Origin of the sequence: Curtobacterium sp. B18 (assembly GCF_000333375.1) — a bacterium.
Lineage (GTDB): Bacteria > Actinomycetota > Actinomycetes > Actinomycetales > Microbacteriaceae > Curtobacterium.
In genome coordinates, this window is the sequence record NZ_BACZ01000470.1 from 1 (window position 1) to 2,994 (window position 2,994).

The 2,994-nt window shown below is 70.3% G+C and carries 3 protein-coding genes and 1 pseudogene; 3 read left to right on the forward strand and 1 reads right to left on the reverse strand.

The window, feature by feature from the left end:
- Positions 1-131 precede the first annotated feature (131 nt).
- Positions 132-1,130 carry an ATP-grasp domain-containing protein gene (locus I5E_RS12625; protein ID WP_022907302.1) on the forward strand — a complete coding sequence of 333 codons (999 nt, stop codon included), beginning with the start codon at positions 132-134 and terminating at the stop codon, positions 1,128-1,130.
- A gap of 153 nt (positions 1,131-1,283) precedes the next feature.
- A pseudogene (locus I5E_RS12630) lies at positions 1,284-1,889 on the forward strand (LLM class flavin-dependent oxidoreductase); the annotation flags it as partial.
- On the opposite strand, the gene I5E_RS26715 reads toward I5E_RS12630, so the two are convergent.
- Positions 1,795-2,562, reverse strand: a complete 768-nt coding sequence (locus I5E_RS26715) for an NAD-dependent epimerase/dehydratase family protein (RefSeq protein ID WP_222836470.1) — start codon at positions 2,560-2,562, stop codon at positions 1,795-1,797. The pseudogene I5E_RS12630 and the gene I5E_RS26715 overlap by 95 nt on opposite strands.
- A gap of 58 nt (positions 2,563-2,620) precedes the next feature.
- Between I5E_RS26715 and I5E_RS12635 the strand changes: the two genes are divergently transcribed.
- Positions 2,621-2,994, forward strand: a 374-nt coding sequence (locus tag I5E_RS12635) for a TetR/AcrR family transcriptional regulator (RefSeq protein WP_022907304.1), incomplete at its 3' end; no start/stop codon positions are given.

Below are 2,994 nucleotides of genomic sequence, written 5' to 3' on the forward strand. Positions count from 1 at the left end.
GAGTCCGGCGAACCCCACGACAACAACGCACCCACCGAGCAACACCGCGCCCACCGAGCAACACCGCACCCACCGAGCAACGCCGCGTCACACACCTGGCGACTCCAGGGTGCCGTGCCTAGGGTGGCGAGGTGAGCACTCCCCGCGTGTACGTCATCCACGAGAACCCCGAGTGGTTCCCGCCGCTCGCCGCTGCCTTCGAGGCCGAGGGGGTCCCCGTCGAGGAGATCCTCCTCACCGAGGGCCAGATCGACCTCGCCGCCGACCCCGAGCCGGGCGTGTACTGGTCCCGGATGTCGGCGAGCTCCCACACCCGCGGGCACGAGCACAGCAAGGAGTACACCCGCGCGGTCCTCGGCTGGCTCGAGCGCGCCGGCCGGCAGGTCGTCGGCGGCAGCCACGTCCTCGAGCTCGAGGTCTCGAAGGTCGCCCAGCACGGACTGCTCCGGAACGCCGGGTTCGACGTCCCCCGCACCACCGCCGTCTTCGGGCGCACGACGCTCAAGCAGGCGGCCCACGACTTCACCGGCGGCCAGGACGTGCCCTTCATCACGAAGCACAACCAGGGCGGCAAGGGCCTCGGCGTCCGTCGCTTCGACTCGCTCGCCGAGTTCGACGCCTACGTCGACAGCCCGGAGTTCGAGGAGCCGGTCGACGGCATCACCCTGCTGCAGGAGTACCTCACCGCCCGCGAGCCGTTCATCACCCGCGTCGAGTTCGTCGGCGGCGAGTTCGTCTACGCCGTCCGCGTGGACACGAGCGCCGGCAGCTTCGAGCTCTGCCCGGCCGACGCGTGCGAGGTCCCGCAGGTCATCGCCGGCGCGGTCTGCGACGTCCCCGGGACCGAGGCAGTCGGCGCACCGCCGGCGTTCAGCGTCCGCACCGAGGTCACGGCCGAGCACCCGCTCGTCCAGCAGCTCCGCACGTTCCTCGCCGACCAGCGCATCCAGATCGCGGGCGTCGAGTTCATGGAGACGACCGATGGTCGCACGGTCGTCTACGACATCAACACGAACACGAACTACAACCCCGCCGTCGAGGAGACCGCGCCGGCCTCCGGCCCGCGCTCCATCGCGCGGTACCTCGGTGGCCTGCTGGAGACGCAGTACGCGGCGCACCTGACGGCCTGAGAACGCAAGACCCACCGGACTGGAGGCGCGGTGCGGGCCCGCCCCGCGCCTCCAGTCCGTCAATCCCCACCTCCCCAAGGAACTCACCCCGTGCGATTCGGATACTGGACCCCGCTCTTCGGCGGCTGGCTGCGCAACGTCGACAACGAGCACATGCCCGTCACCTTCGACTACGTCAAGCGACTGGCGCAGCGCGCCGAGCGCATCGGCTTCGACCTGACGCTCGTGCCGGAGCTGAACCTCAACGACATCAAGGGCACGGCCGCGCCCTCGCTGGAGGCCTGGGCGCTCGCCGCGGCCATCGCGGCGACGACCGAGCGCCTCGAGATCATGGCGGCGATGCGGCCCGGGTACCACCTGCCCGCGGTGACCGCGAAGCAGGCCGCGACCATCGACGACATCTCGTGCGGCCGGTTCACGTTCAACGTGGTGAGCGCCTGGTGGGCGGAAGAGGCCAAGCAGTACGGCGGGATCTTCTCCGAACACGACGACCGGTACAAGCGCACGGCGGAGTTCGTCGAGGTCATGAAGGGGCTCTGGCGGGAGACGCCGTACTCCTTCCACGGCGAGTACTACGACATCGAGAACAGCCACCTCGAGCCGAAGCCCCGGGTCACCCCGCGCATCTACGCCGGCGGCGAGAGCGAGGCCGGCAAGGCGGCGATCACGGGCTACGCCGACGCCTACGTGACCCACGGCGGCACGGTCGAGGAACTCCGGACGAAGATCGCCGAGATGAAGCAGCGCCGGGTCGACGCCGGGCTGCCGCCGTTCGAGGCCGGAAGAGCGTCGCGGCGTCCCGGGCGTGGACGGCGGGCCAGCGTTGTGTTCCGTCGCCCGGGTACCCGGCTGTGCCCGAGCGACGAGCGGCATCGGTCAGGAGGCCAGCGAAGCCGCCGCGGCCGTTCTCGTGCACCGTCCTCGGCATGCGGACCACGGAGGCCCGGACGCCCTGCGCGGAGAGCGCGAGCAGGGTGGACACGGCAACGGCTCGGCTACCGACCGGGCCGTCCGTCGGGAGCGGGTCGACTTCGGTCGACAATCGTCCGGGCACCCAAGGCGTGCCGGACACGGCGACGAGCGGCTTCCCGGTGCCGATGAGCGCGTCGCCCAGTGTCTCCATCGCTCCCCGTTCCTCGACGAGTCCTCGTTCCAGTCCATCGGCACTGCTGTAGTCGCGGCTGAAGGCGAGGTTGATGACCCCATCGGCAGCGGCGGCGCCGGAGCGGAGCACGTCGAGGTCGGTGAGTGAACCCCTCAGGATCCCGGCGCCAGCGGTCTCCAGGAGGGCAGCTGAAGCATCCGAGCGGGCGAGGCCGACGACCGTGTGGCCGTGGGCGAGCAGTTCCGTGACGACGGCTGTACCGATCGTGCCGGTGCCCCCGGTGACGAAGACGTGCATGGTGGTTCCTCGATTCGAGTGATGGGACATGTGTACCGTCACTCTAGACCCACCATGGGACAATTGTCCCGTCGGCTAGGATCGCACCATGGCGCGATGGGAACCGGGAGCACGTGAGCGACTCGTCATCGCCGCAGTCGATCTGTTCACCGAGCAGGGGTACGACGCGACGACCGTCGTCGAGATCGCCGAGCGCGCAGGCGTGACGAAGAGCACCTTCTTCCGGCACTTCCCGGACAAGCGCGAGCTCCTCGTCGCCGGGCAGGAGACCCTCAGTCGCCTCCTCGCCGAGGGGATCGCCGAGGCTCCAGCAGAGGCGACCCCGCTGGACGCCGTCCCCGGTGTCGGCACTGGTCGCCGCAGCCGAGTGAGCACGTCCGACGCGGCCCTCGCCATCCGCACCACCGGGCTGGCGAAGGTCTTCCGCAGGCAGCGGGCGGTGGACGGGATCGACCTCGCCGG